Below are 564 nucleotides of genomic sequence, written 5' to 3' on the forward strand. Positions count from 1 at the left end.
AATCGGCTGAACAGCCTCCCGCCACGGGGTAATATCGTCTACTTTAATAATTTTACTTCCGTTTTCTTTGACAGTTTTTCTTGATTTTTTCACTAATTCCGCCCACGCCTCACGTTGGACTGGAACTGATTCTAAAGCAGCTTCTCTAAATGCTTTTTTGTCTTTATCACTTAAACTATCCCATAATTGTTGGGATGCTAATAATACTTCCGGAACTCCCTGATAGCCATTGTCTGTAAAATACTTCGCAACTTCATAATGATTTGCAGTGTAATAACTTGGGAGGTTATTTTCGCCTCCATCAATTACTCCTGTTTGGATGGCGGAATAAACTTCTCCGTATTCCATAGGAGTTGCAGAAGCACCTAATGCTTCCACAATATCTATAGCTATTTCGGAATTTTGTACACGAAGCTTAAGTCCTTCCATGTCTTCAGGTGTTTTAATTGGTCGTACAGAATTGTAAAAACTTCTTTCGCCTGAATCATAAAATGCCAGACCAACCAAATTAGATCCTTCAAACGTGCTTAGAAGCTCCTGCCCTACTTCTCCATTTAGCTTTTT

At 39.2% G+C, this 564-nt stretch carries 1 protein-coding gene; it reads right to left on the reverse strand.

Features of this window, described 5'->3' with window-relative positions; translation table 11 throughout:
• Positions 1-564, reverse strand: a 564-nt coding sequence (dctP, locus tag AC3G7N_RS22115; protein ID WP_489424263.1) for a TRAP transporter substrate-binding protein DctP, incomplete at both ends; no start/stop codon positions are given.

This window comes from Virgibacillus carmonensis, assembly GCF_057836705.1.